23 protein-coding genes are annotated in these 20,378 nt (G+C 37.7%); 14 read left to right on the plus strand and 9 right to left on the minus strand.

Annotation, left to right across the window (positions count from 1 at the left end):
• Positions 1 to 106 precede the first annotated feature (106 nt).
• From acnD to AC1M87_RS09495, 12 genes are all read left to right on the plus strand, one after another.
• Positions 107 to 2,725 (plus strand): Fe/S-dependent 2-methylisocitrate dehydratase AcnD, encoded by a 2,619-nt coding sequence (gene acnD, locus AC1M87_RS09440; protein WP_481593561.1) that lies wholly within the window; start codon positions 107 to 109, stop codon positions 2,723 to 2,725.
• 76 nt (positions 2,726 to 2,801) lie between these two features.
• The gene (locus AC1M87_RS09445; RefSeq protein ID WP_481593562.1) at positions 2,802 to 3,875 is read left to right on the plus strand and encodes an SIR2 family NAD-dependent protein deacylase; all 1,074 of its coding nucleotides are present in this window, start codon (positions 2,802 to 2,804) and stop codon (positions 3,873 to 3,875) included.
• Entirely contained in the window at positions 3,865 to 4,158 is a 294-nt protein-coding gene (locus tag AC1M87_RS09450) for a hypothetical protein (RefSeq protein ID WP_481593563.1), read from the plus strand. The genes AC1M87_RS09445 and AC1M87_RS09450 overlap by 11 nt, the downstream gene beginning before the upstream one ends.
• A gap of 44 nt (positions 4,159 to 4,202) precedes the next feature.
• Positions 4,203 to 4,409: a zinc ribbon-containing protein gene (locus AC1M87_RS09455; protein WP_481593564.1), complete on the plus strand. Its 207-nt coding sequence runs from the start codon at positions 4,203 to 4,205 to the stop codon at positions 4,407 to 4,409.
• 118 nt (positions 4,410 to 4,527) lie between these two features.
• Positions 4,528 to 5,100, plus strand: coding sequence for a DUF4126 domain-containing protein (locus tag AC1M87_RS09460; RefSeq protein WP_481593565.1), 573 nt, complete (start codon positions 4,528 to 4,530; stop codon positions 5,098 to 5,100).
• 36 nt (positions 5,101 to 5,136) lie between these two features.
• A complete protein-coding gene (locus tag AC1M87_RS09465) occupies positions 5,137 to 5,859 on the plus strand; it encodes a hypothetical protein (protein ID WP_481593566.1) in 723 nt (240 codons plus the stop codon).
• 244 nt (positions 5,860 to 6,103) lie between these two features.
• Entirely contained in the window at positions 6,104 to 6,307 is a 204-nt protein-coding gene (locus AC1M87_RS09470; protein WP_481593567.1) for a hypothetical protein, read from the plus strand.
• 561 nt (positions 6,308 to 6,868) lie between these two features.
• A complete protein-coding gene (locus AC1M87_RS09475) occupies positions 6,869 to 7,534 on the plus strand; it encodes an RluA family pseudouridine synthase (protein WP_180028302.1) in 666 nt (221 codons plus the stop codon).
• Between the two features lie 166 nt (positions 7,535 to 7,700).
• A complete protein-coding gene (locus AC1M87_RS09480; RefSeq protein WP_035269856.1) occupies positions 7,701 to 8,081 on the plus strand; it encodes a ribonuclease E inhibitor RraB in 381 nt (126 codons plus the stop codon).
• Positions 8,082 to 8,221: 140 nt separating this feature from the next.
• Positions 8,222 to 8,560: a zinc ribbon domain-containing protein YjdM gene (locus AC1M87_RS09485; RefSeq protein ID WP_035269853.1), complete on the plus strand. Its 339-nt coding sequence runs from the start codon at positions 8,222 to 8,224 to the stop codon at positions 8,558 to 8,560.
• A 237-nt stretch (positions 8,561 to 8,797) separates the two neighbouring features.
• Complete coding sequence (locus tag AC1M87_RS09490) at positions 8,798 to 9,262, plus strand: YybH family protein (protein WP_035269850.1); 465 nt, start codon at positions 8,798 to 8,800, stop codon at positions 9,260 to 9,262.
• A gap of 72 nt (positions 9,263 to 9,334) precedes the next feature.
• Positions 9,335 to 9,739 (plus strand): NUDIX hydrolase, encoded by a 405-nt coding sequence (locus AC1M87_RS09495; RefSeq protein ID WP_035269847.1) that lies wholly within the window; start codon positions 9,335 to 9,337, stop codon positions 9,737 to 9,739.
• Positions 9,740 to 9,749: 10 nt separating this feature from the next.
• Here AC1M87_RS09495 and AC1M87_RS09500 read toward each other — a convergent pair whose 3' ends face one another.
• The 7 genes from AC1M87_RS09500 to AC1M87_RS09530 form a co-directional block, all read right to left on the minus strand.
• Positions 9,750 to 10,700 carry a tRNA dihydrouridine synthase gene (locus tag AC1M87_RS09500; protein ID WP_035269844.1) on the minus strand — a complete coding sequence of 317 codons (951 nt, stop codon included), beginning with the start codon at positions 10,698 to 10,700 and terminating at the stop codon, positions 9,750 to 9,752.
• A 114-nt stretch (positions 10,701 to 10,814) separates the two neighbouring features.
• Complete coding sequence (locus AC1M87_RS09505; RefSeq protein WP_481593568.1) at positions 10,815 to 13,562, minus strand: hypothetical protein; 2,748 nt, start codon at positions 13,560 to 13,562, stop codon at positions 10,815 to 10,817.
• Positions 13,563 to 13,603: 41 nt separating this feature from the next.
• Entirely contained in the window at positions 13,604 to 14,266 is a 663-nt protein-coding gene (locus tag AC1M87_RS09510) for a PilW family protein (protein WP_092767483.1), read from the minus strand.
• A 3-nt stretch (positions 14,267 to 14,269) separates the two neighbouring features.
• Complete coding sequence (locus AC1M87_RS09515; protein WP_092767481.1) at positions 14,270 to 14,716, minus strand: PulJ/GspJ family protein; 447 nt, start codon at positions 14,714 to 14,716, stop codon at positions 14,270 to 14,272.
• Complete coding sequence (locus AC1M87_RS09520) at positions 14,688 to 15,215, minus strand: pilus assembly FimT family protein (RefSeq protein ID WP_092767479.1); 528 nt, start codon at positions 15,213 to 15,215, stop codon at positions 14,688 to 14,690. The genes AC1M87_RS09515 and AC1M87_RS09520 overlap by 29 nt, the downstream gene beginning before the upstream one ends.
• A gap of 1 nt (position 15,216) precedes the next feature.
• Entirely contained in the window at positions 15,217 to 15,630 is a 414-nt protein-coding gene (locus AC1M87_RS09525; RefSeq protein WP_481587214.1) for a type IV pilin protein, read from the minus strand.
• Positions 15,631 to 15,986: 356 nt separating this feature from the next.
• A complete protein-coding gene (locus tag AC1M87_RS09530) occupies positions 15,987 to 16,796 on the minus strand; it encodes a cytochrome C assembly family protein (RefSeq protein WP_481593569.1) in 810 nt (269 codons plus the stop codon).
• Between the two features lie 143 nt (positions 16,797 to 16,939).
• On the opposite strand from AC1M87_RS09530, the gene ffh reads away from it, so the two are divergent.
• Together ffh and AC1M87_RS09540 are read left to right on the plus strand one after the other, a co-directional pair.
• The gene (ffh, locus tag AC1M87_RS09535) at positions 16,940 to 18,346 is read left to right on the plus strand and encodes a signal recognition particle protein (RefSeq protein ID WP_035269264.1); all 1,407 of its coding nucleotides are present in this window, start codon (positions 16,940 to 16,942) and stop codon (positions 18,344 to 18,346) included.
• A gap of 123 nt (positions 18,347 to 18,469) precedes the next feature.
• Positions 18,470 to 19,024 (plus strand): RBBP9/YdeN family alpha/beta hydrolase, encoded by a 555-nt coding sequence (locus AC1M87_RS09540; protein ID WP_481593570.1) that lies wholly within the window; start codon positions 18,470 to 18,472, stop codon positions 19,022 to 19,024.
• Between the two features lie 30 nt (positions 19,025 to 19,054).
• Here the strand turns inward: AC1M87_RS09540 and AC1M87_RS09545 are convergent, their stop codons facing one another.
• Positions 19,055 to 19,522: a hotdog fold domain-containing protein gene (locus tag AC1M87_RS09545; RefSeq protein ID WP_481593571.1), complete on the minus strand. Its 468-nt coding sequence runs from the start codon at positions 19,520 to 19,522 to the stop codon at positions 19,055 to 19,057.
• Between the two features lie 102 nt (positions 19,523 to 19,624).
• Positions 19,625 to 20,365, minus strand: coding sequence for a type III pantothenate kinase (locus AC1M87_RS09550; protein ID WP_481593576.1), 741 nt, complete (start codon positions 20,363 to 20,365; stop codon positions 19,625 to 19,627).
• Positions 20,366 to 20,378: the final 13 nt, after the last annotated feature.

Genomic DNA, 20,378 nt, shown 5'->3' on the forward strand with positions numbered 1-20,378 from the left:
TGGACTTTCAGCAGTGTACTATGCCAACACAAATGATGAAGTCTCATCAACAACAAAATGTTTAGAAAGTTTAGAAAAAAGATGCTCAAGGCAAGGCAGGAACGCGATGAATAACAACTACCGTAAACCACTGCAAGGTACCCAGCTCGAATATTATGATGTGCGTCAAGCCGTTGAAGATATTCAGCCAGGCGCATACGCAAAACTCCCATATACTTCTAAAGTGCTTGCAGAGCAATTGGTACGCCGTTGCGATCCTGCAATTTTAGAGCAGTCTCTTAAAGAATTAATCTTTAATAAACAAGACCACGATTTCCCTTGGTATCCAGCACGTGTGGTTTGCCACGATATTTTAGGTCAAACAGCATTGGTGGACCTTGCAGGTTTGCGTGATGCGATTGCCGATCAAGGTGGAGACCCATCTAAAGTCAATCCAGTGGTACCAACTCAGCTGATTGTCGATCACTCACTCGCAGTCGAGTACGGTGGTTTTGATCCTGATGCATTTGAGAAAAACCGTGCGATTGAAGATCGCCGTAATGAAGACCGTTTCCATTTTATTGAGTGGACAAAAACAGCATTTGAAAATGTAGATGTAATCCCTGCGGGTAACGGCATCATGCACCAAATCAATTTGGAAAAGATGTCACCTGTGATTCAAAACCGTGGTGGCGTAGCTTTCCCTGATACGTGTGTGGGTACTGATTCACATACCCCACATACCGATGCTTTAGGTGTCATTTCAATTGGTGTCGGTGGCTTAGAAGCTGAAAACGTGATGCTTGGCCGTGCATCTTGGATGCGTCTCCCTGACATTATCGGCGTAGAACTGATTGGTCAGCGTAAGCCGGGTATTACCGCAACTGATATCGTATTGGCTTTAACTGAGTTCTTGCGTAAAGAGCGAGTCGTCGGTGCTTATTTAGAGTTCTTTGGCGAAGGTGCGGACACCATGTCGATTGGTGACCGTGCAACGATCTCGAATATGACCCCTGAATATGGTGCAACGGCGGCGATGTTCTATATCGACCAAAACACCATTGATTATTTAACGCTGACAGGTCGTGAGCCTGAGCAAGTGAAGCTTGTAGAAACCTACGCCAAAGAAATTGGTCTTTGGGCAAGTGATATGACCAAAGCTGAGTACCCACGTGTACTTCGTTTTGACCTATCTACAGTGACTCGTAATATTGCAGGGCCATCAAACCCACATGCCCGTGTATCGACAAGTGATTTAAAAGCCAAAGGCATTGCGGGTAATTTAGATGCAGCACGTGCTCAGGAAGCAGAAGGCTTAATGCCTGATGGTGCAATCATCATCGCTGCGATTACCTCTTGTACCAATACCTCTAACCCACGTAATACGGTTGCAGCTGGCTTGCTTGCTCGTAAAGCGAATGAACTCGGCTTAGTGCGTAAGCCGTGGGTGAAATCATCTTTTGCACCGGGTTCTAAAGCCGCAGCATTGTATTTAGAAGAAGCAGGTGTACTCGGTGATTTAGAAAAACTCGGTTTTGGTATCGTGGCGTATGCATGTACCACATGTAACGGGATGTCAGGTGCGTTAGATCCAAAAATCCAACAAGAAATTATCGACCGTGACCTCTACGCAACGGCTGTTTTATCAGGTAACCGTAACTTCGATGGTCGTATCCACCCGTATGCAAAACAAGCATTCTTGGCATCTCCACCTTTAGTTGTGGCGTATGCGATTGCAGGGACGATTCGGTTTGACATCGAAACTGATGCGCTAGGGTACGATAAAGACGGTAACCCAATTTACCTCAAAGACATTTGGCCATCTGATGAAGAAATTGATGCACTGGTAAAAGTTGCGGTAAAACCTGAGCAATTTAAGAAAGTGTATATCCCAATGTTTGATTTGGGTGAGAAAGTTCAAGCTGCAAGCCCATTGTATGATTGGCGTCCGCAAAGTACTTATATCCGCCGTCCGCCATATTGGGAAGGCGCACTTGCAGCACCACGTACTTTAGCCAATATGCGTCCGCTTGCGATTTTAGGCGATAACATCACCACAGACCATTTATCACCATCGAATGCGATTATGATGGATTCGGCAGCAGGTGAATATCTACATAAAATGGGCGTGCCTGAGGAAGACTTTAACTCATACGCAACGCACCGTGGTGACCATTTAACGGCACAACGTGCGACCTTTGCCAATCCGAAATTGTATAACGAAATGGTGGTACGTTCGGACGGTACGATTAAGCAAGGTTCAAAAGCGCGTGTAGAGCCTGAAGGCGAAGTGATGCGTATGTGGGAAGCCATTGAAACCTACATGAACCGTAAACAGCCTTTAATTATTATTGCAGGGAAAGATTACGGACAAGGTTCAAGCCGTGACTGGGCTGCGAAAGGTGTACGCCTTGCAGGTGTTGAAGCCATTGTAGCTGAAGGTTTCGAGCGTATTCACCGTACCAACTTAGTCGGTATGGGCGTGTTACCGCTTGAGTTTAAAGCAGGGACTGACCGTAAAACTTTAGGTTTGGATGGTACAGAGCTGTATAGCGTGATTGGGAATATTGCACCTCGTTCGACTTTGACTTTAGTTATTGAGCGCTCAACGGCGGATGGTAAAAATCAAACGATTGAAGTGCCTGTAACGTGTCGTTTGGATACCGAAGAAGAGGTTTCTGTTTATGAAGCGGGTGGGGTGTTGCAACGCTTTGCGCAGGACTTTTTGGAAGGGAATTTGGTTTAATGAATTAAACTGAAAGTATTTGAGATTATTGTAAAAAGACCCTACATTTATGTGGGGTTTTTTATTTGAGAAAAAAATGAGTCATTATTTTGATATTGCATTTGCTGCGGTTAATAATAGATTGTGTTTTATTACAGGAGCAGGCTTTACAAAAGCGATTACTGATCAAAAAGCTCCAACTTGGGAAGATTTATTAAAAGAATTATGTAAAAAATGCAATGATCATGAAGAGCTTGAACACAAGTTATTTCATAGTGTTTCCAAGGGGAAGTGTCCAGAATGCAAGGAAGAATACGAGTTTTCTGTTAAACGTCCTTCGTTGCCTTTAGATGAAATAGCAGAAATAGTAGCTTTAAAGTTAAGTGAAAAAGGTTTGGATATTTATGAGGAAATAAAAAAAATCATAGAACCTTTAAAACTTTCTGGTCAATATGAAAATATAGAAAAATTTTTTAAAGAGCAGTCATTTAGAGTCGTAACTACCAATTATGACAAATTAATAACACAGTTATGTGAAGAGGGGCAATGTCAGACTATTTCTCCAGGGATGTTAATTCCAAGATTAAGATCTAAGGTTAAAGTCTATCATGTTCATGGATCAATTGATGTTCCAAAAAATATGATCGTGACCTCTAATAATTACTTTACATTCATGAATTTGGAAAGTTATTTTTCACGTAAATTAAGTACATTGCTTTATGAAAATACAATAGTAATTCTTGGTTATGCTTTAAATGATAACAACCTTAAATCTATATTTAATAATTATAAGGAATTTTCAAAAGCTACAATGACCTCACCTAATATTATTTTAGTTACTCGGCGTAAGATAGAAAAACATATTAAAGAATTATATAGAAATACTTATAATATGCGAGTAATTGATGGCATAGAAATTGATGAATTCTTTAAAAAATTAAATAGTCATATACCTAAAGCTGAAAAATGTAAAACAAGTTCAATGCAAGCTATCAATAAAGTTATGGATGGTAATCATAATACAACTTATAAAGGAGAATATTTAAGATCGGCAGATTCTTTTTTCGAAATATTTAATGCAATGATATCATCTGGGTTTAATTTTGGTACTAAAACAGCTCAATCTAAGTTTTTGGATATTTTTAAAAAAGAAGAAAATTTTGACAAATGAGCCTAGTGCATGGAATCAATATCGTGATTTAGCCAATTGGTTAACTTATTTTTTAATGAATATTGATATATCAAAGTTTCAGAATAAAGATAATTTCCTAGAGATTATTATCTATTCATTTGAGACTATGAGTGAAAGATTATTACTTGGTTATTCTTGGGAAGCTTATTCAATTTGGAAACAACATTGGGATGATATTTTAGAAAATAATAAAAATTTAATATCAGAATATATTAATGATAATGAATTAAAGGTTTCCTTTATTAGTAGTAATCATATATAAGCAACATTTATCATTTCGCCCAATCGCCATCATCATTTGTCGAAATGGACAATAAAAAGTCATTCACACTTCGTTATAGTGGGCACACCATTTCTAAAAATATACGGAGAACAAAAATGGTTACAGCTGGCTCTAAACCGGGAACAGGTTTCTATTTTTGCGTTCAATGTGGGCATCGTGCTTACTTAGAAATTGGTACTGATCGTTTACCACCGTGTACCAAATGCTTAAGCAATCAATTTAAAAAATAATTCGCTCAAGCAAACACACTAAAACAGACACCACTGTTTTAAACAAAAGCCCTATTACACCATAGGGCTTTTTTGTTACCTTAAGAAAATTAAAAACATATAAATAAAAAGGTTTGCTATGGAAACAATACTCGGTTTATGTCTTGGTATAGGATTGAGTGCTGCATGTGGCTTCCGCGTATTTGTTCCCTTATTGGTGATGAGTATTGCCTCCCTCATGGGATGGTTTGAACCGATGAAAGGCTTTGAATGGCTTGCGATGCCATCGGTTTGTATTGCATTGGGTGTTGCCACCATTTTTGAAATCGGGGCGTATTACATTCCTTGGATTGATAACTTACTGGATACTATTGCGACGCCTGCGGCATTGGTGGCGGGTACACTGACCACGATGGCGGTCAGCTCTGGCGAAATGTCGCAATTTGCAAGTTGGGCTGCTGCAATCATCGTCGGTGGTGGAACAGCAGGAGCAGTGCAACTTGGGACAGTTGCAGCACGGGGTGTATCGACCGCAACCACGGGTGGCGTGGCAAATCCTGTGGTTTCTACAGGTGAGTGGGTCAGCGCATTGGTGATTTCCGTATTGTCATTCTTTATACCAGTATTGGTAGTAATCGTTTTACTAATTGGTGTGGTTTGGACAGTACGTTGGTTCAAAAAGAAAAAGCAGCGTCAAGCTGATGCTCAGTAAATTTATAAAAGAAGTATTAAAAATCTCGGATAAAGAATGAAAAATATATTGGCATTATTTCAAGTTTTAATTGGGCTTTACTTTTTGGGTGATCTGATTAGACAGAATCCAAAGATTGATGGTTTTTTACAAAATACTGAAAAAAATTTTTCAAATTGGAATCACAAGCTCAAAGATTCAAATGCAAAATCAGGCTTATTTTTGTTGAAGAAGATTCATGGTTACTTATCTATAATTTTTATCATTATATTTCTCGTTATCCAAAAATTATGGCCTTCACAAATTTATTTGCTTCATCTTCTGTCCGCTGCATTTGTTGCTTGTATATTTGTTTGGTTGTCTTTGACCTGGACAATTGATCATAAAAACATGATCCTTTCGATGGCAAAGCAAGTTGCTTTTTTAAGTGTAACGCCTTTTATTGCAGGAATAATGGACTATCTTTTTTCATTAAATTTTACAGCAATATTTGTTCAGATATACAACACGCTCGCACAGACACTGCATTTGGAACCGAGCGGGATGCATCATCCAATTATTATGGGGCTTGTAGGTAGTCTTATTTTGACAAGCTTATTTGTCATCTATTACATAATAATGTGGGTGATTTCGCTACCAACACTACTGATTTTTCTATTATTTATGCTGAGTGCTCAGAGAATTGCCAGATTAATTAACAGTATTGCGCCTAAACAGCCTTTAATGGGTTTAGCTGTAATATTGTTTATCATTCTGACGTTTGTTCAAGCAAATATCTAAATTATTCAGTGGATGAATTGAATTTACAGACTTCTGAATAAACTATATCTTTGATTTTTAAGTGAGATTGTTTAAATATTTAAAAACCACGATCAATTTTACAACTATTTTAGCTCAGCATTGGTCTAAAGCTTGCTTTAGATTTATAGCACTTAAGCTCATTGAAGACTGAAATAAACTTATAGGATCACCCTGTGAATACAGTACAAGAAAATCCCGCGCAAAACTTCCTTTTAAAGTCCACATGATGGCAGGCTGGCCGTTGTTACTACTGATTATTGGTGGTGCTGTGGGTGGTTCACTCGGTGCAATTGCTTATACAATTAACCTCAAAATTTATAAATCTGAATTATCTGAACTACAAAAAGTAATAGCTAATCTTATGTGTGGCATGTTTGCCATGATGTTGTGGTGGAGCATTGCATCTTGGATTCAAGCCAGTCTCTAAAATGGAAGGTCAACTTGAATTTTAATTGCAATATTTAGCTAAAAATCGCTAAAAAAAGTGTATCAATGAACCTATTTGGGAAAAAATATTATATTTATAAGGTGATATGAAATATTTTTTTATTCGATGCTAAAATTCGTTAATCTTAGGAAATTAATCCCGACGCAGTCTCGCTATTATATATCTCAAGGGTGTGACGGGATCGAAAAGAGTAGATTGCTACCAGTTGCGTACGGCGTGCGTGTAGTACTTACCCAAAAGGTCTTGATTCGGCTTAGGACGCTATAAACCAGAAGTTTATAGGCAATAGGGTTATAACTTACAAAGTTATAATAGTTGAAGTAAACAACATGTTTTCCCTGACACCCTCAAAATTCTCTTAAAAAAAATTATAATTCTCAATTCTCAATTCTCAATTCTCAATTCTCAATTCTCAATTCTCAATTCTCAATTCTCAATTCTCAATTCTCAATTCTCAATTCTCAAATCGCTCATCTTATAAATTGACACTGAGTTGATCAGTTGCTATTTTTCCGCATCCCAAAGAAATGCTCTGTTCACATGCCTTTAGACGATAATTTTGTATATATGCCACCTCAAGGTCCGCTTAACATCGTCTATGAAGATGATGATTTGGTGGTCATTGATAAACCAGCAGGATTATTGTCTGTGCCAGGACGCTTGCCTGAGCATCATGACAGTGCGTATTTAAGAGTGATAGCTCAATATCCAAATGCAAAAATTACCCATCGTTTAGATATGGCAACCTCTGGAATTTTGATGTTTGCAAAACATCGCGATGCTGAAGTGGCTGTGAGCAAAATGTTCCAAGCGCGCACCGTGAAAAAAAATTATGTGGCACTGGTGCAAGGTAAAATTGCACAACAGGGACAAGTAGACTTGCCTTTAATTACGGACTGGGAAAACAGACCGAGACAAATCGTTCATTTTGAACTTGGAAAATCAGCCTTAACACTGTTTGAATTGGTCGCTTATGATGCGCATTTAGATGTTAGTCGTGTCTTGTTGACGCCAATTACGGGGCGTTCACATCAATTACGCGTACATATGCAAGCCATAGGTCATCCGATCACAGGTGATAAACTCTATCATCCAAACCCTAAACTCAGTGATTTAGGGCGTATGGCTTTGCATGCGAGTTATTTAGAGTTTCAACAACCGTTGAGTGGTATTGAAATTAAAATTGTGAGTGAAGTTCCATTTTGAATGAAACGCTTCAAGCAAAATACGTATTGTGAGTGCCTAACTAAAATTTAACAATTACGATCATATAAAGTTAAGAACAATTTCTAATGAATTCTTCTCCAAAATGAAATAAATATAGGCTACTCTAGGATATTGTATACGCAATAACCACAATAAGGATGAACGTATGAGCCGTGATTTAGAACAATTTCCAAATGATGATAATGGCGATGTACTGTGGCAAATGTTCCAGGATGGAGATGATTTAAGCGAGCCGCATGAGATTGAGTACTCAATTGCTTTTAGCTCTAAAGACAAAGCTGAAAAATGTGCCTTGTTCTTGCTTCAGGAAGAACAAAAGATCAGTTTATTTATTGATGAAGAGTCTGAATCCGCAGAATGGATTATCACGATTTATGTGTATATGGAGCCAGAATACTCAGATATTGTGGATTTAGAAGAGTGGTTTACCAAAATAGCCAATGACTATGACGGTGAGTACGATGGATGGGGATGTATGGCATATGTATATGATGATGAAGATATAGAAGATGAGTTTCAAAGCTAAACAAGGCTAGAGCCAATAAAAGAACCTAAGTGATTGAACTTAGGTTTTTTTTATTTAAACCTTATAAAATTTAAGGTTTTTTTCTATTCGCTAGATGAAAGTGGTATATTGAGCAAAATTTTTTATTTTTTGGATTTTTTATGTCTTTGCCAAATTGCCCAAAATGTTCCTCTGAATATACTTATGAAGATGGGGACCTCTTGATCTGCCCAGAATGTTCACATGAATGGAAAGAAGGAGAGACACTCGAAGAAGTGGTTCAGATCAAAGATGCAAATGGCAATCTTCTTGCAGATGGCGATACCGTAACGGTTATCAAAGATTTAAAAATTAAAGGTTCATCATCCGTAATCAAAGTCGGTACTAAAGCAAAAAGTATTCGTTTGTTGCCAGATGCAACGGATGGTCATGATATTGATTGTAAAGTAGATGGTTTTGGCGCAATGAAACTTAAGTCCGAATATGTAAAGAAAGCATAAGCTCTTATAATGGCTTCAGTGAAACTGGGGCCAATTTTTTTATGTGATAATAACTCGTCGTTGGTTTTAATTTGATCATAATGATAAGTTTTAATAAATAATGGTTGTTTTTTATCAATTTAAATTGAATTTTAGATACAAATTAGAATAAAAATTTCTTTGCTTGGCACAAAATAACATTACAGTTTTTCTTTAAAAGTGTTAACTTCATCACACTAATAACAATAAGGTCACATCATGTCTATTCAGATTGAGGGTAATGTTGTTGCTGCTCATGAAGTATTAGCGCAATTAAAAGAATGGGATTCAGCATTAGTAGGTAATAATGTTGATGCGTTAATCGAACAATGTGCGCAAAATGTAAGTATGTTTGATGTCAGCACCCAACTTGAGGGAGCTGAAGCTTATCGAAAAGAATGGCAAAAATTTAGTCCCTATTTCTTCGATGGAATGCAAATCACTCGCCGTGATATAAAAGTGCATGCGAGTGATCATTTGGTTGTATTACATTGTCACTCTAAAGTGGAACATAAAGCCTTAAAAGGTCAGTTGCAAATGCCTTGGTGTCGTACAACATTATGTCTACAAAAAACCAATGAACAATGGGTGATGGTACACCAACATATTTCTATGCCTGTAGACTTAGCAACGGGAAAGGCTATCATTTTGAAGGATAAATCAAAATTAAGGCTTGTGGTTTAGCTTATCTTGAGCATTTAGATGGGCTTAAACAGTGTTATCTTTCATGAATGAGTTAAGTTCTGGAGACGTGTCATGGGATTTTATGATTTTTATCGTTTGAGTTCTCATGCGGTGATCACCAACCCAGAGGGACAAGTCTTATTACTGAAAGCAAACTATGCCAATTACAGTTGGGGGTTGCCAGGTGGTGGTTTAGATCAAGGTGAAACCATACATCAAGCTTTGCTCAGAGAATGTAAAGAAGAAATAGGTTGTGATGTAAGCATCCAATATTTATCAGGGGTCTACTATCACGCACATGTAAACTCACATACCTTTATCTTTAGATGCATGATTGAAAATAACGCCCAAATTCAACTCTCTGAGGAACATACGGAATATGCATGGTTTAGTCCAGAGCAACTGTCTGAAGTTCAACGCACTCGCGTTCAAGACTGTCTGAATTTTCAAGGTGAAGTTCGGAGTTATTCATTCTAGAATTTAGAAATTAGACAGTTTGCATAATGTTTTGAAAATGATTGAGCTTAGCAATGATTTCATCTACTTGTTTCAGACGTTTCACCTCATCCCATAACAGTTTTGCTTCAGGATAATGTTTAGACATCATACCTAGCCATTGCTTATAACGTCCGACCATATTCATTTCTTTTTTATAAGAACCATTTAAGAAGCGAATTTGGAGTGTAATTAAATCGCTCCATTGTAATATCGCTTCGTCTTTATTTTGTCGGATGCATTGTGTGACATCGGGTGTTGTCACTGCTGCACGACCAATCATTAGATCTTCACAACCTGACTCTAGTAAACACTGGCGCGCATCTTGGTTATTCCAGATTTCACCATTGGCTATCACATTAATGCTAAGCGCATGACGAATGGGTTGAAGTTGATCCCAAAAGGCGGGTGGGGTGTAGCCATCTGCTTTTGTTCGTGCATGAACGGTAACCCAAGCGGCACCAGCATCTTCTATCGCATGTGCATTTTCTAGGGTGAAATTACGATCCATATAACCTAAACGCATTTTTGCTGAAACTGGTATTTCAGCAGGCACTGCATCACGTACAGCTTTAACCAGTTGATACACTGTTTCAGGTTCATCCAATAATACAGAACCACCTCGATGCCTGTTTACTGTTTTAGCTGGACAGCCAAAATTCATATCAATTGCAGGTGCACCTAACTCCACCGCTCGAACGGCATTTGCAGCCAACATGGTTGGATTATTCCCTAAAAATTGAACATGAACGGGTGTTCCTGCTGCTGTTTTGCCATCGTTCAATAATTCGGGACAGTAAGAATGATAGATGTGATCTGGAAGGACAGAATCAGTGACACGGATAAACTCAGTTACACACCAGTCGAAGCTGCCGACATGTGTGAGAACATCACGCATGATGGGATCAGTTAAACCTTCCATGGGTGCTAAAACGAGTTTCACTTGGTCACCTGAATATGGGAAAAACGGTGTTATACGGTGTTTTGTATAGCTTGTCTAGTCAGAAATTTCACACAAAAAAAAGCCCAAACTTATGTTTGGGCTTTTCGCTTCCAATTATTGATATTTAGCCCATTGTAGGTCTGCATTTTTAATGGCGATGAAATCATTGGCATTCACATCATCAACTTTATTTAAATTTTTATATTCATTTTTGGGAATATAAATATTTGTACCAGCACCCATTGTATTGTGTTGTTGAACACTAGTATACGGTGGGACACCTTGAGAGCTGATATTACCAAAGATTCCATTTTTTTCACCGATACCACATGCTGCACTACCTTCAACATTACTTCTTGCTAATACGTCACCATAAATTTGTGCACATGCACCAATACGCACAACTTGATTAGACATCAAGGCAACTAAACCAAGTTCTAACTTTGTTATTTCTTTATTATCAATAGTCACTGTATCAAGCGTACCGTTAGGTAATCTATTGGTATTTTTATACATCGTATTCGCATCTTGGCACAAATTCACTGGCGTCAAGAATTTGTTCGATAAAGTTGCAGGTGTTGTTGCAGGTGGACTAACACTAAACTTAGTATTAGACGTAGTGCCTAAGTTACGTGAACAAATTAAGGCATCTGTTGCATTTGGATTTCGCGTAATATTACGAGGCGAATAAATGCGAGGAGACATCGCAATCGCATCAATATCACCTTCAGCAAGGAAAGTATTGGTGAATACAGAATCAGTACTATCCGCCGCAAGATTCGCTTTACCAGAAATAATTAATTTACCTTCGAAATACAGAATACCTGGAGCAAAACTTGCGTTATCGAATGTAGATGTATCCATTGAACGAATATACCAAGTGTCTGGTAATGTATAGTCATAATCTTTAGGCCAGCCAAATATATAACGATCTTTACCATTAAGACCATTGAAGTCTAAGCTGACCCGTGGAAGATATCCAATAATTTGACTCGTACAATAACCGCTCTTATGCTCAGTACGTAGCCCTAAACTATTGGTCATGACCTGTTCTTCATGAATAGTTTCACAAATAGCACCGACATAATCTTTGCTATTCAAGGTGTATTTCCCTAAATAGAAACCTCGTGAGCCTGAGTTTGAGTTATCAGGGTCAATTTTCATGATTTGAGTTTTATTTCCTGAAGCATCTACAGCAAACTGTTTGTGAATATTATTAGTAGCGTCATACTCATACATGTAAGTGATTTTAGAGCTCTCATTGCGAAGATGATTTAAATATACGCGAGCAGCGCCATATTCACGTACGAAAATATAGTTTGCATCGTTTCGATATTGACGAACATCGACTCTGGTTTCAAACGTCATATTTTGAATTGCTTCTTGAATACTGGCTATGGTTTCAGAAACGTCGTATTTAGGAATATCTGGAAAAGTACTGAGCTGAGGGATGCTTGTGAGTTTTTCATAAATTTTTCCACTAATTGCATTCTTAAATCCTTCAACTACACCATTCTGGTTTGAAGTACTAAAGTTGGCAAGATAGACATCACCTTTTACGTCTTCAATAATAAGACCATCTAATAAGCGTAATGGACCGTTAGAATACACATTTCCACCAATCCAACTTGTACTTAAGCGGACTCCAGCCTTGTACACGCCAATCCCTTGTTTCGACTGATTGTGAGCATAGGCCGATTGTTCAATTTTGGAGAAGGTATCAAGGTCAATAAATTCTTTGGCTCTTACACTGCCCTTAACGTCACTACTAGAAATATTAACTTTACCGCCTGATGTAATATCACCCGTAACAACACTAGTTCCGATCATTGTTACGTTGCCACCTGCCATGACATTTCCGTTGACTTTACTAGAAACGGAAAGATTGACATTCCCTTGGTGTGTGGTGATAGAAGACACTTCAACATTCGTGCGTAGTGTTACATCTTTATTGGTATGTAAGTTTGCAGCATAGCCACCTTCTGTAAGACTAATATTTCCGTCAGTGGAAATATTTTGAGCTTTAGAACCAAGAGAAAGTGTGACATTACCAATTGCTTTAATATTTTCTGCTTTGACATTGGTTAACAGTTTAACCCACTCACCAGAAGAAATATTGCCAAAATTTCCGCCGTTAATAATGTGAACATAGCCCTCAGCATTGATGTTAATTACAGCCCCATTTCTTGTACCACAGGCATCAATTAAACAATCTATATAGACATTTCCACCTTTACCATCTTTGTCTTTCTTAACGTTAATAGTTAAGTTTTTAATATTTTTGATTTTGAAACCAGCTTGTAAGGACAGGCTGCCACCATCGACATTCAGTTCGACATACTCATCTGGTTTAGTTGGATCTTCGCCGGAAATGGTAGTGCCAGACATAAATGTTTGACCAGTGAAATTAATAACACTCTTGTACTTAATCAGGTCTGCTGCAAGATCATAGATTGCTTGTATCGTAGTAGCTGATTGAGCTGACCCACTTTTCGACAGAATATTTGCGATTACAATACATTTGGTTCCAGTAGAACCATCTGGGTTATTGGTTAAACCATTGCAACCTTTTACATCTTTTACTTCAACCGTGACATAACGTTGGTTGGTATCATCATTTAAAAGCTGAATTTCACCTGTATTTAATAAGCTTTGGCGAAAGTCATTGATATCGGTATCCTTATATTTTTTTAATAAATATTCACGAAAGGCGCTAACACCTGACCATCCCATGAGTTGTACGTTGGTTTGTGCATGCGCAGCTACATTTGCTTCTTTGTTGGAGATGAGTGATTTTGCAACAGTCGATGTTATGATCATCACTGTAAGCCCGATGAGCAAGACCAAAAGAATAGTGGCCATGCCTTGCTGCTTTCTTAAACTATTCATCTTTAATCTCGCTCTTAAAGGTTAACAATGTTATTAAGACAAACGGTATTACTCACTGTTTGACCAATATTTGAATTTTGCATTTCATCTGCGTATTGACGATTAGCAGTAATCGTCAGTTGGCGCGTACCTTTGGAGTTGTTTTTATCAATTCCAAAAGGTGTACAATTTCCCGGTGTTAATACAAAGTTAAAAACGGTGCCTGTTTCTAAGGTCTTAAAGGAAACAATATGCTGTTTTTCATCAGGTTGGCTAAAAGTTTCTATATTTAATACTGCTTCAGACCCACAGTTATTCTTTTTAAGAAAGATTAAGCGATATGTATCACCTTCTTTTTCTTGAGTTAATGCTTCACAGTTGTAATTAATCGTTGTATTTGCAGACATTAAGCTTGTTACAGGATCTGGATTCATTCGCCAGAAAACAGCAGGTAAATTTTGAGTGTCCACTCCTACAGCAATATCTGATGTTTTTCCTGAACCATAGCCTGCATTTTGAACGAGCTTCTGTGCAACTGATAATGCTGTTCGTATTTGAGCATCGTATTCCGAATCACGAGAAGAACTAATACCAATTTGAGTCGTCTGTTTAAAAAGCATGAGCATCATTAGCATGCATAACATTGCAATGACTAATCCAACCATCAACTCAACGAGCGTAAATCCTTTTTGACTCATGATTTATCTCCCGACTCGATAACAATCTAAGCCTTCCATACTGTCTTCAGCGCAGGTCTTGGCATTAGATTGATTTGTACTCGCAGCTAACACAGGCCATGTAATTTTTGTACCTGCGACACCGCTCGTTTCACTAATATTTTCAGAATTCAAATTGCAATAAATGTAGTAGGTATTACCATTTAATGTGAACGATTTACTTTCGGTAGATTGGTTATTGAATGAAGCACAAACATCAGTTGAGTCAGTTGATATAGTGATGGTTTGTAAGCGATTTTGCAGTTCGTTTATCACTATATTGTCAATGTTCATATATCGTTGCGTGTTCAACATTTTGCTGATTGCTAAACCGCTACCAAAAACAATAATCGAGAATATAAGTAAACCAACAAGAGACTCCAACAATGTGAAACCACGTTGATTAGTTGATTTGAATGTTTGCTGATTCATTATTCTTCTCAACTGTAACGGTTAAATTTAAATTTGAATTGCACGTTGCTGATGCTGAACTTGCAGCAACCAACATCCCATTCGAGTTAAAAGATAGACAATAAAACTCTGTATTGTTTACTTTGAAAAATACATTCGATGCATAGGGGATTTTTTGAAGGATATAGTTTTGGTCAGGCGAGTTGCCGTCACTTGTTGAACACGCATCAGTATTGTCCTTAGCAACACGAATGACTCTAATTTCTTGATGGGTTTTATCTATACAAACAGATGCTGCTGCAAGTGAAGACTCTTGATTATTCGTGTTTCGAATTGCTGCAGAACGGGCTTGATAAGTCGCATTTTTAATACCTGCTAGCGCTCCATCAACATGACTTTGATCTACCCAAGCTCTGGTTAAAGAAGTACCTACAAATAACAAAATAGCCAGTACAACGATCGTAATCATTAGTTCGATCAGCGTGAAACCAAGTTGTTTTCTATAACCAGTATTTTGCATATTATTTCACCCAGTCAGTATATGAACCACAACCGGACACGGTACGAGTTCCATCATTTTTGAGTGTTAATGTACAACCTAAAACTCTTGCTTCAGTTCCTATTGCCTGAACCGCATAATTCACACCATCTGATGAAGTGTACGTAAAATTAAATGAATCAGAACTCGGATTCCAAGTTGTAAATTTAGTTTTTACTGCATTGGTATTTGACAAGGTTTCTTTAGGGTAGTTTAGTGTTCTTTGATATGCATTTTCAGCACCTAATGAAAGTGCGATTAAATTTGATTGAGCTTCTTTGATTTTGGCTTTGGTGACGTAGTTTTGATAACTTGGTACTGCAATTGCGGCCAAGATTGCAACAATAATGATGACGATCATTAATTCGATTAAGGTAAAACCTTTTTGCAATTTCATACATACCCCAAAATAATCATCAAAAATATCCATTTACTAACTGTAACATTAGTTACTAACCTAAATAATAACAACTTATAGGGGATTAATGGGGGCTATTAAGCGATGAACAGATTATTAATATTAATTAATTAAATAATTCAAATAATATTAACTATTATTTATTAAATCATCAAAAAGGTTTAATGTATTTTCTTATTTTAAGTAATTGATTTTTATCAATATTTTTATATGAAAATTTTATTTATACTTAAAATTTATTTACCTATATTTTAAATGTATTTAAAATATATAAAATTTAATATGATGTGATATTTATTTAATTATTATTTATTGTGATTTAAATCACACAATTATTATTTTCCTAGAATCATTTCTAATACAAATTTTGATCCAATAAAGCCTATTGCAAGTAAAATAAAACCAATAATGGTAAAGCGTCTCGCTTTTTGACCGCGCCAACCAAAACGATAATGTCCAAATAAAAGTGCACCGTAAACAAACCAAGAGACAATACTAAACGCTGTTTTATGTGCCAAATGCTGTGCAAAAAAATCATCAATCGTAAAAAAGCCGAAGATAAGTGCAGTACTTAATAAAATGAAACCTGTAACAAGCATATCGAATAACAAAGATTCCATTGCTTGATAGGAGGGTAATAGATTTACCCAAACACGATGTTTCTGTTTGTTTTTTAACTCACGATCTTGTAACCACAACAAAACTGCGTGAATTGTTGCCATTAATAGCACTGCATAAGCTGAGAGTGACAAAATAATATGGACATCAAGTCCAAACGTGTTCTGTTTAAGTGTAAGTATAGGCTGGCTCAGGGAATAGCCTAAAATTAAACCCAATGCAGCTACTGGTATTCCAATCAGATTTAGCGCAAGTACAGGTCGATAAGTGCTATAAAGCAGGCTCAATAACAGCATGAGTGCTGAAGTAAATGAAAGGAGATTAAAAACGTTATAGTTAATGCCGAAAGGCGTTTTCATATCTACCAATAAGACGACAGCATGCAAGATCAAGCCTAATCCAGCTACGAGACTGATAAACCAATGATTAGGGACACGTTTAGTCATTAAATGGGTAAACAAATACCAAAAGGCAGTGGTATAGGCGATCAATGCTAAAATTGTGTAAACCAAAGGGAGGCTAATCATGTCAAACCTTTTTATGGATGCTGAATATTCATCTAATAAGATATAAATTCCAAACGAACTACAGTATCCTATAGCATCTTATGCATAAATTTTCTATTTTAAGAAAGATTTTTTTGCAACAACCATTTTAAGCGGATTTTGCAATGTTTGATACCTTAACAGAACGACTCACGCAGAGTTTAAGAAATGTTACTGGCTCTGGGCAACTGACCGAAGACAATATTAAAGATACGTTACGCGAAGTGCGTATGGCACTTCTTGAAGCCGATGTTGCACTTCCTGTAACTCGTGAATTTATCGCGAAAGTTAAGGAAGAGGCATTAGGTCAAGAGGTGATGTCACAGTTATCTCCAGGCCAAGCATTCGTCAAAATTGTTCATGATGAACTCACCAAAATGATGGGTGAGGCAAATGAAAGTCTTGATCTTGCTGCAAAGCCTCCCGTTGTTGTTTTATTGGCTGGTTTACAAGGTGCAGGTAAAACGACGACTGCTGCAAAATTAGCTCGTTTTTTACAAGAGCGTCAAAAGAAAAAAGTCGCAATGGTTTCTGCCGACGTCTATCGTCCTGCGGCGATTAAGCAGCTCCAGACTGTAGCAGGTGAAGTCGGCGCGATTTTCTTTGAATCAAGTGCTGATGAAAAGCCAATTACGATTGCAAACCGAGCAATTGAACAAGCCAAAATTCAATTTGCGGATGTATTGATTGTCGATACTGCAGGTCGTTTACATATCGATGACGATATGATGGGCGAAATTAAAGAATTGCATGCAGCGATTAATCCTACAGAAACACTGTTCGTTGTAGATGCAATGACCGGTCAGGATGCTGCAAATACAGCAAAAGCATTCAATGATGCATTGCCTTTAACCGGTGTGATTCTTACAAAAACTGATGGTGATGCGCGTGGTGGTGCGGCACTTTCTGTTCGTGCAATTACTGGTAAGCCTATTAAATTCTTGGGGATGGGGGAGAAACTCGATGCCCTTGAACCATTCCATCCTGAGCGTGTAGCACAACGTATCTTAGGTATGGGTGATGTTCTTTCTTTGGTCGAAGAGCTGGAACGTAAAGTCGACAAAGAAAAAGCTGAAAAAATGGCGAAAAAACTGCAAAAAGGCGGCAGCTTCAACTTTGAAGATATGCTGATGCAGTTTGAACAAATGAATAAAATGGGCGGTATGATGGGCTTCTTAGACAAGTTGCCTGGCATGAGTAACTCAGGAATTCAGGATGCGATTGCTCAAGCAAATCCTGAAAAGCAAGTGAAGAAAATGGAAGCGATTATTCAATCGATGACCATCAAAGAGCGTCGCAATCCTGACTTGATGAATCCAAGCCGTAAAAAACGTATCGCAGCAGGTTGTGGTATGGATGTTGCTGAAGTCAATAAACTGATCAAACAACATGCCCAAATGGCAAAAATGATGAAAAAATTTGCGAATCCATCGGGTATGGCGAAAATGATGAAATCATTAAGCGGTATGCAAAAGAAATTTGGTGGCGGCGGTGGCGTTGGTCCGTTATTTGGTGGAAAAGATCCAAAATAATTCCCAAAATTTAAAAAGGCGCTGTGGCGCCTTTTTTCATGCTACATAATTTTGCAAACTTACTATTTAGTTTAAAAAATAATCAATTCATGGTGTTGAGAATACAGTCAAGAGTGCAAGAAAATGACACAGGTTTATGTTGTGCATGGATATACGGCAAGCCCTGAAGAAAATTGGTTTCCATGGATACAACAACAAGCTGATCAGTATGGTATTCCATTAAAAGTATTGAGATTAGATCCTTCTGAGACGCCACAATTAGGAACGTGGGAACAACAAATGAAAGAGCAAATAGCTCAAATTGATGATCAAACAATTTTTGTTGCTCACAGTCTCGGGTGTATTGCAACTTTACATTACTTAAGCCACGTACTTTTAAACCAAAAAATCAAAAAAATAATTCTAGTTGCTGGTTTCAATGGACGTTTAGGGCGGCTTGAGCAAGTCAATCCATTTATTGATGCTGCTGATATAGATTTTGAACTCATTCGTGACCAAGTTCATGATCGCGTGGTCATTTATTCTGAAGGTGATGAGCGCGTTCTGCCTAAATTTAGTTTCCAGCAAGCTGAAAGTATTGATGCACATGTCGTTGCTGCTGAACATCAAGGCCATTTTATTGATTCAGAAGGTTGTACGGCATTGCCTGAGGTCTGGGCTGAGATTATTCGAGATTAATTCAGAAGCTATAAGCTCTCACTGACGTGTTTAACGTGATGTCACCCACATAGTGATTTCTGCTCTAAAGACAAGCGCTTGGTTTTGATCATGGACTTCGACACACGCTACAAATCTATTTGGTATGGATTGCCCCGCTTGAATTGGCGTCAGAGGATAAGCAACTGCTATTAAATTGGTCGTAGCTTTTTTAATATATTTGACTTGCATACCGTCGGGTATCCATCGATGACTTGGTGGAAGAGTAACTTCTGTCATTAGGCCACCAGTAAGCTCTGCCAAATTACACAATGCGATCGCATGTACAGTATCGAGGTGATTTAAAACCCTTTTTTCTTTAGACATCTGGACCTGACAAAAATCTGGTCTCAATTCAATAATTTTCGTGCGAATAGACTTGAAATAAGGTGCTTTGAGTTGGATCACTTGATTGAAAAGTATTTTCCCAAAGGGCAGTTCCTTCGCGATATTCCAAACGTTTAACGTCCTGTTATTCATGTTGTTCAGCCTGTTTTTTTATATTTTGGATGTGTGTACTGACACTGAGTGAATAATTTTTTGTTTTAAGAGACACTCAGTTCAGCAGACCTGATGACCAAGTTATGTTTTTTGTTGCGTGACAGCAAGATAGCGTTGTAAGCCTTTTAATAATAAATCGGTTTCAATTTTCGGGTCATAAGATTGTAAATATTGAGCAAAAAGTGCTGCATCTCCACCTGTAAGGATTAATTTTCTTGGAGATGTTGTTAAAACTTTTTCGATCATACTGACCAATCCCAATAAAATACCATGATGAACAGCATCCATTGTATTTTGCCCAGGACTTAACTCATCAAATGCAGCATCAGGGATTTTGATCCCTTTGGTATTTTGAATAAGTGAGTCTCGTTGTAGATAGAGATTAGGTACGATATATCCCCCTAAATGTGTAAATCCATTTGCTAAATCAATTGTTAAGGCCGTTCCACAACTGATCACGCAATATTTCTCTTGAGGATCGGTGACGACCGCTAGAACTTGTAGCCAACGATCGATACCCAATTGATTCGGTTCTGTATATCCACATTGGAGTCCTGCATATTCTTGATGAACTTTAGCGACGACAATTGGGATATCCAGCAGTTTTAAAATTTTGAGTATACGATCGTTATTTTTCTTGTCTTGAACAGATGAGATACCGACTTCTGATAGGTTTTGAGATTTAAAGTGTTGGATGAGACCCAACATTAAGTCCGCAGGAGATTGTAGATGAAGCTCCGCCACATGCTCCAAGATTTGCTCACCTTCCGTGATCCAATATTTTAAACGCGTATTGCCTATATCTAACCAAAGACGTTTCATCATGTATTCGCTG

The organism is Acinetobacter sp. 24-47-62 (assembly GCF_056779765.1).